The organism is Terracoccus sp. 273MFTsu3.1, assembly GCF_000383675.1.
Classification (GTDB): domain Bacteria; phylum Actinomycetota; class Actinomycetes; order Actinomycetales; family Dermatophilaceae; genus Terrabacter.
In genome coordinates, this window is sequence record NZ_KB911823.1 from 324,896 (window position 1) to 338,297 (window position 13,402).

The following is a 13,402-nucleotide window of genomic DNA, read 5'->3' on the forward strand; positions in this document are numbered from 1 at the left end:
GGCTATGGTTGGGGCACCGGTCGACGTTTTTGGTGCTCGTGTCTTCACACGCTCGCAAGGAACGCCATTGCGAGCGCAACTGTTTCTTCAGGGTTTCTGGAAAGTGGTCGCGTCTCTGCCGACCGGGGGTCGCTGACAAGCAACGGCTCACTTCCACCCAAAGGAGAAAAACATGGCACAGGGAACCGTCAAGTGGTTCAACTCGGAGAAGGGCTTCGGCTTCATCGCCCCGACCGAGGGTCCCGACGTCTTCGTCCACTACTCGGAGATCACGGGCAACGGCTACCGCAGCCTCGAGGAGAACCAGGCCGTCGAGTTCGACGTCGAGCAGGGCCCCAAGGGCCCGCAGGCGATGCGCGTCCGCGCTCTCTGATCGCTCGCTGATCTCGTCGGACCCACAGTCCGCACGACGAAGGCCGGTCCCCTCGGGGACCGGCCTTTCGTCATGCCAGCGGTGAGTCGTGCCACACCTGCTGGGCGCTGCTGAGGACCTCGAGGCACCTGGACCGCCCGTGTCGTGCCCGAGTGCCTGCCGGTGAAGCGTAGGCCGGACGTGGGGACGAGCGTCGCGCTCAGGGACTGCTCAGGTGGGCCCGGGGCCGGTGGCTCAGAGCCGGGTCACGCGCTCGAACGGGGTGTTGACGCGGACCACGCCGGACTCGAAGCGGAGGGTCAGGGTGGCGGGGCTGCACGAGACGACGACGCCGAGCCCGTGGCGCAGGTGGGAGACCCGGTCTCCGACCGAGAACTCCTCGATGTCCGGCGCGGGGGCCGGCCTGAACGGGCTGCTGGAGAGGTGGCGACGGCGGTCGGGCGTTCCATGGGTGGGCACCCTTCAGTATGCGCCTTTGCGGGGCCCCGTGGTGACCCGCGGGTGGCCGTCGGACGCTCACGGACGCGTCACGTCGGTCGAAAGGTGACCGTACCGTGACGTCTCGGACGGCCTTTCGAGGGCTCGTGGGTCAGTCGATCCCGAGGGCGGAGATGACCCGGTCGAAGGACGACGTGAGGCCGTGCTCGACGGCCAGGCGTGACATCAGGGCGGGGTCGGCGACGGCCGACGGGGCGGCGAGGTCGATGTCGGGCACCGCGGCGTCCTTGGCCACCGCCACGACGCGTGGCGCGGCGTCGAGGTAGTCGCTCGCGGCCTCGAGCCGTGCGCGCTGGGCGCCCTTGATGGCGGGGTCGCCGGCGTCGATGGCGGCCCGGATCGCCTCGAGCGTGCCGTAGGTGGTGATGAGCTTCGCCGCGGTCTTCTCGCCGATCCCGGCCACGCCGGGCAGGCCGTCGCTCGTGTCGCCCCGCAGGACTGCCATGTCGCCGTAGGCGGGCCCGCTGGAGACGCCGTACTTCTCCGCCAGGAACGCCTCGTCGACGAGGTCGGGGGAGCGCACGCCGCCACGGGCCGTGTAGACGACGCGTACCTGGTTCGCGTCGTCGACGAGCTGGAAGAGGTCGCGGTCGCCGGTGACGATGTCGACCGGCATCCGGCCGCTGAACTCGGTGGCCAGCGTGCCGATGACGTCGTCGGCCTCGTAGCCGTCGACGCCGACCCGGGCGATGCCGAGTGCCGTCAGCGCGTCGACGATGATCGGTACCTGGACGCCGAGGGCCTCCGGCACGGTCTCGCCGGCGAGCTCGTCGGGCCCGGGCTCGGCGACGCGGTGGGCCTTGTAGGACGGGATGGCCTCGACCCGGAACGCCGGGCGCCAGTCGTTGTCCCAGCAGGCGACGAGGTGCGTCGGGCGACCCCGCTCGACGAGCGAGGCGATCATGTCGAGCAGCCCGCGGACCGCGTTGGTCGGCACGCCGCTCGGCCCGATCACCTCGGGCACGCCGAAGAAGGCGCGGAAGTAGAGCGAGGCGGAGTCGAGCAGGAGCATCCTGGGGGCTCGGGACGGCATACGCGAGAGGGTACCGGGCCACGACGGGAGCGCACCTTGCCGAGGCCCCCCGGGGCCACGATGATGGCGTGAGAGCGCGACCACCCGGAGCGCAGCCCATCGTGGAGAGTCGACGACGATGACGTCTCGCAGTGCTGGCCCCCTGTCCACTCCCGCCCGCGGAGGCTGGGCGCGTCGCGCCTCGGCCGTCGTCGTCGCGATCGCCGCCGCGGTCGCCCTCGTGGGTCCCGGCAGCGCGTCGGCGGCACCACCGCCGCCACCCGCCCCGGATCTCGGCCCGAACGTGCGGGTCTACGACCCGAGCATGTCGGTGGCCGCCATCCGCGCGAGCGTCGACGCCGTCTACGCCGAGCAGGTCGACAACGAGATGGGCGCCTCGCGCTACACGTTGCTCTTCAAGCCCGGGACGTACGGCTCGGCCGCCGACCCGCTCATCGTGCGCGTCGGCTACTACACCGAGGTTGCGGGCCTCGGCGCCCTGCCGACCGATGTCGTCATCAACGGCCACGTCGACGTCTACAACCGCTGCCTCGCGCCCGACAACTGCATCGCCCTCGACAACTTCTGGCGGTCGCTGTCCAACGTCACGATCAACGTCACGGGCCTGTCCGACTGCCGGTCCTCGGGCAACTTCTGGGCCGCGTCGCAGGCATCCCCGATGCGTCGGGTCAACATCGTCGGCGGCAACCTGACGCTCATGGACTACTGCACGGCGGGACCGCAGTACGCCAGCGGCGGCTTCATCGCCGACTCACGCACCGGCTTCGTCATCAACGGCTCGCAGCAGCAGTACCTCGTGCGCAACAGCCAGATCGGCGGCTGGTCCAACGGCGTCTGGAACCAGGTCTTCTCCGGGGTCCAGGGTGCACCGGCGACGTCGTTCCCCGACCCGACCTACACGACGCTCGACACGACTCCGGTGAGCCGCGAGCGTCCCTTCCTCTACGTCGACGACGCGGGCAGGTGGCAGGTGCGCGTCCCCTCGGCCACGACCGAGTCGTCCGGAGTGTCGTGGGCGAACGGCCAGACGCCGGGGCGCTCGGTCCCGCTCTCCGACTTCTACGTCGCCCGGCCGTCCGACTCCGTCACGACGATCAACAGCCAGCTGGCCCGAGGCAAGCACCTCCTGCTCACACCCGGTGTCTACGACGTCGACCGCAGCATCACGGTGCGCCGCGCCGACACCGTCGTCCTGGCGATGGGACTCGCCAGCCTCACGGCCCGCGGGGGAGCGGTCCCGCTCGTCATCGGTGACGTGCCCGGTGTCGTCGTCGCCGGCCTCATGGTCGACGCCGGCCCGGTGAACTCGCCGGCGCTCGTCCGGGTCGGCACCGGGCGCCCGGCGACCCGGTCGGACGCCGGCAACCCCACGACCCTGCTCGACGTCTTCCTCCGCGTCGGTGGCCCGTTCGCGGGCCGCGCCACCGTGGGCCTCGAGGTCAACAGCGACCACGCCCTGCTCGACGACATCTGGGCCTGGCGCGCCGACCACGGGCGGGGCGTCGGGTGGACCGTCAACCCGGCGGAGAACGGAGTCGTCGTCAACGGCGACGACGTGACCGCCACCGGCCTCTTCTCCGAGCACTTCCGGGCCTACAACACCGTGTGGAACGGCGAGCGCGGGCGCACGGTGTTCTACCAGAACGAGCTGCCCTACGACGCACCGAACCAGGCGGCCTGGCAGCACGACGGCGTCCTCGGGTGGGCCGGCTACAAGGTCGCCGACTCGGTGCGCACCCACGAGCTCTGGGGCGGCGGCAGCTACATCTTCACGAACGTCGACCCGACGATCCACGCGACGCGGGGCTTCGAGGTGCCCGTCACTCCGGGTGTCCGTCTGCACTCCCTGCTCACCGTCCAGCTGGGCGCGGGGACGCTCGACCACGTCGTCAACGACACCGGTGCTCCGGTCAGCGCGGCCACCGTCGGGGTGCCGAGCACCGTCACGACGTTCCCCTGAGCCTCCCCTCGGGTCGCCGGTGCGCCCGCCCCGTCCCGGGGTGGGCGTACCGGCATGAGGAATGGACCACCCGTCCGGTGACCCCTGGTCTACCCTTCGGCCATGGAAGAACTCGACCGTCGCCTCGTCGGCCTGCTGCTCGCGGACGGACGGATGAGCTACACGGACCTCGGCAAGGCCACGGGCCTGTCGACGTCCGCGGTGCACCAGCGCGTCCGGCGGCTCGAGGAGCGTGGCGTCGTGACGGGCTACACGGCCCAGGTGTCCCCGGAGTCGCTCGGACTGCCGCTCACGGCGCTCATCTCGGTCACGCCCTTCGACCCGAGCGCGCCCGACGACGTGCCCGAGCGGCTGCGGCACATCACCGAGATCGAGGACTGCCACTCGGTCGCCGGGGTCGAGAGCTACATCCTCAAGGTGCGGGTCGCCACCCCGGGCAACCTCGAGGACCTCCTCGCGCGCATCCGATCGGCCGCCAACGTCGCGACCCGCACGACCGTCGTGCTGTCGACGCCGTGGGAAGCCCGCAGCGCGTCGGCCATGCCGCGCGAGACCCCCTGACGACAGCCTCGACACCAGGAGTGCGGCCCGCGGTCGACGAGTCGGGCGGACCGCTCAGAGCTGCTCGATCGGCTCCGGAGCGGGTGACGGGACGACGACGTCGTCCGGTGCGTGGGCAGCGCCGGCGCGGGCACGCATACGCCGTCGGTGCCACGCCCAGAGCACGAGCGCGGAGAGCGTCAGGCACCCAGCCACGACGGCGAGGGTCGTCAGCGAGCCGCTCACGAGCGGTGAGACCATCCCGGCCACGAGCGCGTTGACGCACGTGCTGAGGAAGGACTGGAACGAGGAGACGGCGCCACGTTCGCGCGGTCGCAGGTCGAGCAGCGCGATCGTCAGGATCGGGAAGACGAGGGACACCCCGAGCGAGGCGGCCGCCACGGGCACGACGGTCCACGGCAGCGTGGGCTCGTCGACGAACGCCTGGTAGGCGACCGCGAACACGCCGCCGGCGAGGGCCACGAGGAAGCCGGCGAGGACGAAGGCCCCCTGTCGCACGCGGCCGGCGAGACGTCCGGTGAGGTACGAGCCGATCATCATCGTGACGACGAGCGGGACGAAGAGCACGCCGAAGTCGCGCTCGCCGAGCCCGAGGTGGTCGACGACGATCGCGGGCGCCGAGGAGATGTAGAGGAAGAGGGCGCCGAAGTTGAGGGCGATCGCGGCGCTGAGGCGCAGCACCGCGCCGTCCCCCGCCACGGAGGTGAACGACGCGAGCAGCGGCCGAGGCCGGAACGGCACGCGCTCGGCGGTCGGGTGCGTCTCGGGCAGCGACGTCAGCGTCAGCACCACGAGGAGCACCCCGTAGGCCGCGAGCACCCAGAAGATCGTGCGCCACGACCCCCAGCCGAGGATGGCGCCGCCGACGATCGGCGCGAGCGCCGGGGCGATGGCGAAGATCATCGAGATGTGGCTCATGAACCGCTGCGCGTGCGCCCCGTCGAAGAGGTCGCGCACCACCGTGCGCCCGACGATCATCCCGGCCCCGGCGACGAGGCCCTGGGCGCCGCGGGCGCACAGCAGGAGCGGCATGCTCGGCGCCAGCGCGCACAGCGCGCTGGTGACGGCGTAGAGGGCGCAGCCCGCGAGGATGACGGGGCGACGGCCGAGGGCATCGGACAGCGACCCGTGGAAGAGGCTGGCGACCGCGAAGGCGACGAGGTAGACGCTGACGGTCTGCTGCATCGCGACCTTGTCGACACCGAGGTCGCGGGTCATCACCTCGAACGCCGGGAAGATCGCGTCGATGGTGAACGGTCCGACCATCGTCAGCGCCGCGAGGACGAGGACGAGCTGCAGCTGGGGCACGCGCGCTCGCGCCGGCGCGTCGCGGGACGCGTCGTGGGTCAGGGTCATGCGCGACCGATCCGGGCACGGCGGGCTCGGGTGACCGACGCGAGGTCCTCGGGCGCCAGACCGATGTCGAAGCCGCGTCGGCCGCCGGACACGTAGACCGTCCCGAAGCCGTATGCCGTCTCGTCGAGGACCGTGGGCAGCGCGCGCCTCTGTCCGACCGGGGAGATGCCGCCGACGACGTAGCCGGTGCTGCGCTCGGCCGCTGCGGGGTCGGCCATGGTGACGCTCTTGACGCCGAGCGCCGCGGCGACGGCCTTGAGGTCGAGCTGGCCGTCGACGGGCACGACGCCCACCGCCAGCGTCGTGCCGGTGTCGACGAGCAGGGTCTTGAAGACGCGGGAGGGCTCGACACCGAGCGCGGCCGCGGCCTCGAGGCCGTAGCTCGTCGCCGCAGGGTCGTGCTCGTAGGGGTGGCGGGAGTACGAGACCCCCGCGCGGTCGAGGGCGACGGTGGCTGGTGTCGACGGACCGTCGGCCTGGCGTTGCCTCGCCATCAGGCGTCGCCGACGAACGCGAGCCCGTCCCAGATCGTCGTGACGACGAGGTCGGTGGCCTCGTCGGCCGTCGTGCCCGGGTGCGTGCTGCGCCAGACGGCGAGACGCTCGCACCCGCCGATGAGGATCTCGGCCATGACCGTGACCCGGCGCGGCTCGAGGGCCTCGAACGCCGGCAGGGTCCGCAGGCCCTCGGCGAACGCCTTGGCGGTCTGCTGGCGGATGCGTTCGACGGACGCCGAGGCCTCGCCGATGAGGGCTCCCTCGGTGCGCAGCAGCGCGAACGCCTGGTCGTGCTCGTCGATGAACGAGAAGAACGCGTGGACGACGCCGCGCACCCGGTCGCGGGCGGGTGCGGCCGGCTGGGCCACCCACGAGTCGATGAGCGCGGCGAGCAGCTGCCCGCGGGCCCGCTCGATCGTCGCCGCCAGCAGGCCCTCCTTCGACCCGAAGTAGTCGTAGATGAGGGGCTTGGTGACGCCGACGAGCTCGGCGATCTCGTCCATCGTGGCGGCCTGGATGCCGCGGGCCGAGAAGACCTGCTCGGCCACGGCCAGCATCTGCGCCTCCCGCTCGGCGCGAGGCATGCGGACGCGGGTGCCGGGGGAGCGGGAAGTCACCGCCGCAGTCTACGGGTGCCCTCGCGGAGGTCCTGGACGCAGAACTCGTTGCCGTCGGGGTCGGCGAGCGGGACCCCGCAGCCGTCCACGTGGCCGGTGTCGAGCCGCGTGGCTCCGAGCGAGAGGAGGCGTGCGACCTCGGCGTCGAGGTCGTCCGGTGTCGTCGGGCTCACGTGGAGGTGCATGACGTTGCGCCCCGACCTCGGACGCAGGGGTGGGCCTCCCCAGGCGATCTTCGCGCCGCCGCGGGGTGACTGGATGGCCGTCTCCCCGTCGTGGTCCCAGACGAGCGGCCAGTCCAGGGCCTCGCTCCAGAAGAGACCGACCTCGCGGGTCCCGTCGCAGGCGAGCTCCCCGAGGAACGCCGTGTCGGCGAGGAAGGCGTTGCCCGCCTCGATGACGCACAATTCGTTGCCCTCCGGGTCCGCGAGCACGACGTGAGCCTCCTCCGGCCGCTGTCCGACGTCGAGGTGTCGGGCACCGAGCCGGAGCGCCCGGTCGACGGTCGACTGCTGCTCGTCCGGCGTGGCGCTCGTCAGGTGCAGGTGGATCTGGTTCGGGCCGGTGCTGCGCACCGTCGCCGGCAGGAACCGGATCGCGAACTCGGGTTCCTCACCCGGCGGCAGGACGACGCCGTCGGCGTCGGTCTCGCGGTCCAGCAGCCCGGCCCAGAAGTCCGCGAGGCGCGCCGGGTCGTTCGCGTCAATGCAGAGCTCGAGCAGGCGGCAGGTCATCGGGCCTCGTCTCGGGTCTGGTGCACGGAAGCACGGTCCCGAGCCACGCTAGGTGGCGCAGGGTCGGGCCACAACGGGATAGACGCCCGGCGACCGGGTCCGGACGCCGGCGTGGCCCGGGACCTCGACGGTCCCGGGCCACGCGGCATACGTGCTTGTCGTGCTTGTCGTGCTGTCTTCTGTGTCAGACGAGCAGCTGCGACTCGGCGGCGGCGCGGCTCGTGGCGGCCTGCTCGGTCGCCTCGGCCAGGACCGACTCGTGGTCCACCGACTGGTGCCACCACTGCTGCCCGGCCTCGGGCAGCGTGTAGATCGGGTCGTAGTAGACGTACTCGCGCGAGAGCGCCTCGGTGTCGTCGCCCTCGATGGAGGTGCGGTAGTTCTTGCGCCAGTAGGAGATGCCGCGCTCGGTGTCGTACTCCTCGACCTGGTGGACCCAGCGCTTGCCGACGAACGGCACGTCGCAGACGATGCGCGGCGTCGAGAAGCCGGGGAGGTAGCCCATCATCGAGTGCTGGAGGTGCTGGGCCTCGGCGAGCGAGAGCCGCCAGTGCTCGGCGAACGGGATCATGTCGCACATGTAGAAGTAGTACGGCGTGATCTGGGCGCCGTCGGCGAGGCCGAAGCAGAGGTCGAGCAGCTGCTCGGTCGTGTCGTTGACGCCGCGCATGAGGACACCCTGGTTGCGGACGTCGCGGACGCCGGCGTCGAGCATGGCCTTGGACGCGCGGGCGACGGACGGCGTCAGCGACTGGGCGTTGTTGACGTGCGTGTGGATCGCGAGCGAGACACCGCGCGAGCGGGCCTTGGCCGAGACGCGGGCCACGCCCTCGACGACGTCCTCGGCGAACCAGTGCTGGGGCAGACCCATGAGCGCCTTGGTCGCGAGGCGGATGTCGCGGATGTTCTCGATGTCGAGGAGCTGGTCGATGAACGCCTCGAGGTTCTTCCACGGCATGTTGGCGACGTCGCCACCCGAGACGACGACGTCGCGCACGACCGGGGAGGTGCGCAGGTAGTCGAGCATCGCGGCGTAGCGGTCGACCGGCTTGAGGTCGAACTTCAGCTTGGCGACCTGCGGCGTCGAGTTGCCGACGAGGTCCATGCGCGTGCAGTGGCCGCAGTACTGCGGGCAGGTGGGCAGCAGCTCCGCGAGCACCTTGGTGGGGTAGCGGTGCGTCAGTCCCTCGGCGACCCACATGTCGTGCTCGTGCAGCGAGTCGCGCGACGCGTGCGGGTGCGACGGCCAGTCGGTGCGACGGTCGGAGAAGACCGGCAGCATGTAGTTGCGGATCGGGTCGGCGTAGAAGGCCTCGGTGAAGTCGTGCCCGGCCGACGGCATCGGCGAGTCGGTCGACGGGACCATCGTGTTGAGCATCTGCGGCGGGACGAGCATCGACATCGTCGCCCGCTCGCTCTGGTCCTTGGCGAGGTCGTCGTAGAAGCGGTCGTCGAGCAGGTCGCCCATGAGGGCTCGCAACTGCTTGATGTTCCTGACACAGTTGACCCGCTGCCACTGTGCGCTGTCCCAGTCGGCCTGGGTGATGCTCGCCCAGCCCGGGAAACGCGTCCAGTCGGGCTCGACGAGCTCGCGTCGGCGGTACGCGTAGGGCTGCTCAACCTTGCTCATGCGGAGAACAGTAACGCCAGGGGCGGTCTCGCTCAAACACGTCCGGCTCACGAAATTGTGAAGATACCGCCGGTGTGCCCCTATGCTGACGCAAGATCTTCGGTTTCCGTCCGTACATACAGAAGGATTTGTGAACGTGTCAGACCCGACGTCGGCCGCCCCGGATCGCACGGGGGCCGCCCGCGTGTCGTCGCCCGTCGGCCTGCACCGCGTGCTCGAGCCCACCGGCGACGCCATCACCCTCCCGCAGGCGGCCCGGCGACTCGACGCGAGCCCGCAGCTGTGGCCCGACGAGGTCCGCATCGCGGTCGAGACGCTCAACCTCGACGCGGCGTCCTACCGGCAGCTCGCGGAGAAGCACAGCACCGACGGCGCCGTCGACGGGGGAGCCGTGCGTGCCGAGGTCCTCGACATCGTCGCGACGCGCGGCAAGATGCAGAACCCCGTGACCGGCTCGGGCGGCATGCTCATCGGCACGGTCGAGGAGGTCGGGCCGGACAGCACGCTCGGTCTCGCGGTCGGCGACCGCGTCGCGACCCTCGTGTCGCTGTCCCTGACCCCCCTGGCCATCACCGACGGACTGTCCCGCTGGGACGGTCTCTCCGAGCAGGTGCCGGCCGACGGCCACGCGATCCTCTTCGGCCGCAGCATCGCGGCCACCCTCCCCACCGACCTCGACCCGCACCTGGCGCTCATGGTCATGGACGTGTGCGGCGCGCCGGCGCTCGTCGAGCGCGTCGTGGGGGAGTACGCCGCCCGCGGCGTCGCGCCGACCGTGGCGGTCCTCGGCGGGGCCGGCAAGTCCGGCTCGCTGTCCCTGGCAGCCGCTCGCGCCGCGGGCGCCGGCCGGACCATCGGCGTCGTCCCGGTGGAGCGCGAGCGGACGGTTCTCGAGTCGAGCGGGCTCGCCGACGCCGTCGTCCTGGCCGACGCGCGGTCGCCCCTCGGCCTCGCGGCAGCCGTCGAGTCTGCCGGGGGACCGGCCGACGTGACCGTCGTCTGCGTCGACGTCCCCGGCTGCGAGCAGCCCGCGATCCTCGCGACCGCGCAGGGCGGCACCATCATCTTCTTCAGCATGGCCACGAACTTCGCCGCGGCCGCGCTCGGCGCCGAGGGCCTCGCCGCCGACGTGCGGATGCTCGTCGGCAACGGCTACGTCCCCGGCCACGCCGAGACGGCGCTGCGCCTCGTCCGCGACGTCCCGGCCGTGCGGGCGCTCTTCGAGGGCCGCCTCGCCACCGAGAAGGCAGGATCTGACGCATGACCCGCCCCGACGCCATGCTCGAGCTCGACCCGGCCGTCGTGCGCCGGGCCCGCGCGCTCGCCCGCAAGGCCGCCGCCCCCGTCGTGAAGATCGCCCGCAGCCACACGACGGTGTCGGTCGAGCGCGCGACCCTGCGCCTCGCCGGTCTCGCCGGCGCGGACCACGAGCGCGTGCCGTGGGTCAACCACCTCGTCACCGCGGTCCGCGACGAGGTCGGCCTCGAGCACGGCGTCACGACGCCGGTCTACGACGCGCTGCTCCGCGGCGAGGCGCCCGACCTCACGACGTTGGCGCAGAAGGCCGCGAGCGGCAACGTCTCCTTCCGGATGCCCACGGGTCGCGAGGCCACGGCGGCCCGCCGCGCCGCCGCGAAGGGGGTGGGCGCGGGACTGCGCACCATCGACCGGTCGCGCGCCACCCGTGACCGCCTCATCAAGCGCCACGGCGACCCGAAGACCAAGCCGTGGATCTACCTCATCGTCGCGACCGGCGACATCTACGAGGACATCCCGCAGGCCCAGGCGGCCGCGCGTGAGGGCGCCGACATCATCGCCGTGATCCGCTCCACGGGTCAGTCCCTGCTCGACTACGTCCCCGAGGGGGCGACCCGCGAAGGCTTCGCCGGGACGTACGCGACGCAGGAGAACTTCCGCCTCATGCGTGCCGCGCTCGACGACGTGAGCAAGGAGCTCGGTCGCTACGTCCGGCTGACGAACTACGCCTCGGGACTGTGCATGCCCGAGATCGCGGCCCTCGCCGGCATGGAACGCCTCGACATGATGCTCAACGACTCGATGTACGGCATCCTCTTCCGCGACATCAACCCGATCCGCACCTTCGTCGACCAGCGCTTCTCGCGCCAGGTGCACGCCCGGGCCGGCATCATCATCAACACCGGTGAGGACAACTACCTCACGACCGCCGACGCCGTCGAGGCCGCCCACACCGTCACCGTGAGCCAGCTGCTCAACGAGCGCTTCGCCAAGGAGGCGGGCCTCGAGGACTGGCAGCTCGGGCTCGGACACGCCTTCGAGATCAACCCCGACATCCCCGACAGCTTCCGGATGGAGCTCGCCCACGCGATGCTCGCCCGCCAGCTCTTCCCGGACGCGCCGCTGAAGTGGATGCCGCCGACGAAGCACATGACGGGCGACGTCTTCCGCGGCTACCTGCTCGACGGGTTCTTCAACCTCGTGGGCGCCATGACCGGTCAGGGCATCCTGCTCGTCGGCATGATGACCGAGGCCGTCGTGACGCCGTTCCTCTCCGACCGCGACCTCGCGCTGCAGAACGTCCGCTACGTCATGAACGCGGCGAGCGGGCTGACCGAGGACTTCCACCCACCGCGCGACGGCTACATCCAGACCCGCGCTCGCCAGGTGCTCTCCGAAGCGGTCGACCTGCTCGACCGCATCGTCAGCGACACCGACGCCGCCGGCGACGCGCCGCTCCTCGCGGCCATCGCCGACGGCACCTTCGGCCTCATGAAGCGGCCGGCGACGGGAGGCAAGGGCCTCGACGGCGTCAGCGAGCGCGCCGACGACTACGACAACCCGGCGACCACCGCCCTCGACGCGTGGACCCCGCCGGCGAAGATGGCCGGCCGATGAGCGCAGCGAAGCAGCCTGGCCAGGCAACCCCCTCCTCGGCCGCGTCGGGCAGCATCATCCGGCCCTACGGCGACACGACCGGCGACGGCATGGTGCAGATGTCGTTCACCCTGCCGCTGCCCCACGACAAGAAGGCCGAGGGCGCCGCGCTCCAGCTCGCCCGGAAGATGGGCCTGGACCCAGCCCTGCTCGTGCACGCGAAGGCCATGGGTCCCGACTTCACGTTCTTCGTCGTCTACGGCAGCTCGACGCACCTCGTCAACCTCGACGACGTCCACGTCGTCGAGCGCGAGTACCCCCTGCTGTCCGCCAAGGACGCCAACCTGACGATCAAGAAGCAGCTCCGCCGCAAGCTCGTCGTCGTCGGTGCCTGCATCGGCACCGACGCCCACACCGTCGGCATCGACGCGATCCTCAACATCAAGGGCTTCGCCGGCGAGAAGGGCCTCGAGTACTACCGCGAGATCAAGGTCGTCAACCTCGGCGCCCAGGTGCTCGTGCCCGAGCTCGTCGCCCGGGCCCGCGCCGAGAAGGCCGACGCCGTGCTCGTCAGCCAGGTCGTCACCCAGAAGGACGCCCACATCCACAACACCACCCAGATGTCCGCGGCCTTCCGCGAGGCCTACCCGGCCGGGCAGGTGCCGATCCTCATCGCCGGCGGCCCGCGCTTCGAGGACGGGTCCGAGAAGGCCCTCGGCGTCGACCGGATCTTCGGCCGGGGCACGACCCCCGGCGAGGTCGCCAGCTACCTGGTCCATGAGATCGGCCTCCGGAAGGGGAAGAAGCCATGAGCGAGACCACCGAACCCACGGTGCCCGAGCCCCTCTCGGCCACCGCGCCCACGACGCCGGCGACGGCCTCGGCCACCCCGGCGAAGCTGACCCGGGCCAAGGTCGGGCTGCGCATCACGCACCGCCGCTACGTGCCCTACGGTCACGCCCACTACGCCGGCAACCTCGTCGACGGGGCCTACTCGATGGCCGCCTTCGGCGACGTCGCCACCGAGATGTGCATCGTCACCGACGGCGACGAGGGGCTCTTCGCGTCCTACAGCGACGTCCAGTTCCGCTCGCGGATCACGGCCGGTGACGTCATCGAGATCTCGGCCGAGATCGTCCGGGTCGGCACCCGCTCGAGGGAGATGGACTTCGAGGTGCGCGTCGTCGGACGGGGCAACCAGGAGCGTGGGGAGTCCGCGGCCGAGATGCTCGACCCGCCGATCGTCGCCACGACCGCCCGTGGCGTCGTCGTCGTGCCCTGAGCGCCCTG

Annotated in this window: 14 protein-coding genes; 7 read left to right on the plus strand and 7 right to left on the minus strand. The window is 71.4% G+C overall.

Annotated elements, in window-relative coordinates:
• Positions 1-172: 172 nt before the first annotated feature.
• On the plus strand, positions 173-373 hold the full coding sequence (locus H283_RS0114420) for a cold-shock protein (protein ID WP_020144233.1): 201 nt from the start codon (positions 173-175) through the stop codon (positions 371-373).
• Between the two features lie 234 nt (positions 374-607).
• On the opposite strand, the gene H283_RS0114425 is transcribed toward H283_RS0114420, so the two are convergent.
• Positions 608-832: a hypothetical protein gene (locus H283_RS0114425; RefSeq protein ID WP_020144234.1), complete on the minus strand. Its 225-nt coding sequence runs from the start codon at positions 830-832 to the stop codon at positions 608-610.
• 130 nt (positions 833-962) lie between these two features.
• Positions 963-1,904, minus strand: coding sequence for a 5'-3' exonuclease (locus H283_RS0114430; RefSeq protein ID WP_043649471.1), 942 nt, complete (start codon positions 1,902-1,904; stop codon positions 963-965).
• Positions 1,905-2,022: 118 nt separating this feature from the next.
• Here H283_RS0114430 and H283_RS0114435 point away from each other — a divergent pair, with 118 nt between their 5' ends.
• Entirely contained in the window at positions 2,023-3,864 is a 1,842-nt protein-coding gene (locus tag H283_RS0114435) for a hypothetical protein (RefSeq protein WP_020144236.1), read from the plus strand.
• Between the two features lie 102 nt (positions 3,865-3,966).
• Positions 3,967-4,425, plus strand: coding sequence for an Lrp/AsnC family transcriptional regulator (locus H283_RS0114440; RefSeq protein WP_020144237.1), 459 nt, complete (start codon positions 3,967-3,969; stop codon positions 4,423-4,425).
• Positions 4,426-4,479: 54 nt separating this feature from the next.
• On the opposite strand, the gene H283_RS25250 is transcribed toward H283_RS0114440, so the two are convergent.
• From H283_RS25250 to H283_RS0114465, 5 genes are all read right to left on the minus strand, one after another.
• Entirely contained in the window at positions 4,480-5,781 is a 1,302-nt protein-coding gene (locus H283_RS25250; protein ID WP_020144238.1) for a multidrug effflux MFS transporter, read from the minus strand.
• Positions 5,778-6,275 carry a Cys-tRNA(Pro) deacylase gene (ybaK, locus tag H283_RS0114450; protein WP_020144239.1) on the minus strand — a complete coding sequence of 166 codons (498 nt, stop codon included), beginning with the start codon at positions 6,273-6,275 and terminating at the stop codon, positions 5,778-5,780. The genes H283_RS25250 and ybaK overlap by 4 nt, the downstream gene beginning before the upstream one ends.
• Complete coding sequence (locus H283_RS0114455; protein ID WP_020144240.1) at positions 6,275-6,895, minus strand: TetR/AcrR family transcriptional regulator; 621 nt, start codon at positions 6,893-6,895, stop codon at positions 6,275-6,277. Before H283_RS0114455 ends, ybaK begins: the two co-directional genes overlap by 1 nt.
• On the minus strand, positions 6,892-7,629 hold the full coding sequence (locus H283_RS0114460; protein ID WP_020144241.1) for a VOC family protein: 738 nt from the start codon (positions 7,627-7,629) through the stop codon (positions 6,892-6,894). Before H283_RS0114460 ends, H283_RS0114455 begins: the two co-directional genes overlap by 4 nt.
• A 184-nt stretch (positions 7,630-7,813) precedes the next feature.
• A complete protein-coding gene (locus tag H283_RS0114465) occupies positions 7,814-9,259 on the minus strand; it encodes a KamA family radical SAM protein (RefSeq protein ID WP_020144242.1) in 1,446 nt (481 codons plus the stop codon).
• 136 nt (positions 9,260-9,395) lie between these two features.
• On the opposite strand from H283_RS0114465, the gene H283_RS0114470 reads away from it, so the two are divergent.
• Genes H283_RS0114470 through H283_RS0114485 form a run of 4 tightly spaced genes read left to right on the plus strand, consistent with a single transcriptional unit; the run spans position 9,396 to position 13,394 of the window.
• Positions 9,396-10,523, plus strand: coding sequence for an L-erythro-3,5-diaminohexanoate dehydrogenase (locus H283_RS0114470; protein WP_231372288.1), 1,128 nt, complete (start codon positions 9,396-9,398; stop codon positions 10,521-10,523).
• Positions 10,520-12,133, plus strand: coding sequence for a lysine 5,6-aminomutase subunit alpha (locus H283_RS0114475; protein ID WP_020144244.1), 1,614 nt, complete (start codon positions 10,520-10,522; stop codon positions 12,131-12,133). The genes H283_RS0114470 and H283_RS0114475 overlap by 4 nt, the downstream gene beginning before the upstream one ends.
• Positions 12,130-12,924, plus strand: coding sequence for an OAM dimerization domain-containing protein (locus tag H283_RS0114480; protein ID WP_051103663.1), 795 nt, complete (start codon positions 12,130-12,132; stop codon positions 12,922-12,924). The genes H283_RS0114475 and H283_RS0114480 overlap by 4 nt, the downstream gene beginning before the upstream one ends.
• A complete protein-coding gene (locus tag H283_RS0114485) occupies positions 12,921-13,394 on the plus strand; it encodes a hotdog domain-containing protein (RefSeq protein WP_020144246.1) in 474 nt (157 codons plus the stop codon). Before H283_RS0114480 ends, H283_RS0114485 begins: the two co-directional genes overlap by 4 nt.
• Positions 13,395-13,402 lie beyond the last annotated feature (8 nt).

Excerpts from the sequence above, each read along its gene's own strand:
- H283_RS0114430 (WP_043649471.1), bottom strand. The coding sequence starts at position 1,904 with ATGCCGTCCCGAGCCCCCAGGATGCTCCTGCTCGACTCCGCCTCGCTC.
- H283_RS0114465 (WP_020144242.1), bottom strand. The coding sequence starts at position 9,259 with ATGAGCAAGGTTGAGCAGCCCTACGCGTACCGCCGACGCGAGCTCGTC.
- H283_RS0114435 (WP_020144236.1), top strand. The coding sequence starts at position 2,023 with ATGACGTCTCGCAGTGCTGGCCCCCTGTCCACTCCCGCCCGCGGAGGC.
- H283_RS25250 (WP_020144238.1), bottom strand. The coding sequence starts at position 5,781 with ATGACCCTGACCCACGACGCGTCCCGCGACGCGCCGGCGCGAGCGCGC.
- H283_RS0114480 (WP_051103663.1), top strand. The coding sequence starts at position 12,130 with ATGAGCGCAGCGAAGCAGCCTGGCCAGGCAACCCCCTCCTCGGCCGCG.
- H283_RS0114485 (WP_020144246.1), top strand. The coding sequence starts at position 12,921 with ATGAGCGAGACCACCGAACCCACGGTGCCCGAGCCCCTCTCGGCCACC.
- H283_RS0114440 (WP_020144237.1), top strand. The coding sequence starts at position 3,967 with ATGGAAGAACTCGACCGTCGCCTCGTCGGCCTGCTGCTCGCGGACGGA.
- ybaK (WP_020144239.1), bottom strand. The coding sequence starts at position 6,275 with ATGGCGAGGCAACGCCAGGCCGACGGTCCGTCGACACCAGCCACCGTC.
- H283_RS0114460 (WP_020144241.1), bottom strand. The coding sequence starts at position 7,629 with ATGACCTGCCGCCTGCTCGAGCTCTGCATTGACGCGAACGACCCGGCG.
- H283_RS0114420 (WP_020144233.1), top strand. The coding sequence starts at position 173 with ATGGCACAGGGAACCGTCAAGTGGTTCAACTCGGAGAAGGGCTTCGGC.
- H283_RS0114475 (WP_020144244.1), top strand. The coding sequence starts at position 10,520 with ATGACCCGCCCCGACGCCATGCTCGAGCTCGACCCGGCCGTCGTGCGC.